Raw genomic sequence first — 446 nt, 5'->3', positions numbered from 1 at the left:
CTTCTGAAGATGATGGTGATGTTAGCATATTGCTAAAAATCAAAGCCCCACCTACTAAGGCAACTGCGACCACTCCAAGACCACCAAACAAAGCAATTTTTGCTTTCTTTGTTTTTAACATAACAAACTCCTTTTCTTTACAAAACATACCTATTTGTGTTGTCTATATAATACACAAATACAAGAACAAATGCAAGTTTTTTCCTAACTATTTTATAAAAAGTTCGGCAATTTTCCCACTTACATTTTTGTAAGGTGACGTAGCAGATTTTTGATTGACATACAAAAAAGCGTTACAATGAATATAATTATTGACCTTTATTGGAGGAAATTTATGAAAGTGTTTGATATTATCGCTATCGGTGGTGGGAGCGGAGGCATCGCTACCATGAACCGAGCTGCTATGTACGGTGCCAAGGCAGCAGTTATTGAGGGAAGCTATCTAG

1 pseudogene is annotated in these 446 nt (G+C 36.3%); it reads left to right on the top strand.

The annotated features are described in order from the left end of the window. Positions 1 to 334: 334 nt before the first annotated feature. Positions 335 to 446: pseudogene (locus C1G53_RS00185) on the top strand (glutathione reductase); the annotation flags it as partial.

Origin of the sequence: Streptococcus suis, from assembly GCF_002960445.1 — a bacterium.
GTDB classification, from domain to species: domain Bacteria; phylum Bacillota; class Bacilli; order Lactobacillales; family Streptococcaceae; genus Streptococcus; species Streptococcus hyiners.
This window is presented reverse-complemented; position numbering and strand designations above follow the sequence as displayed.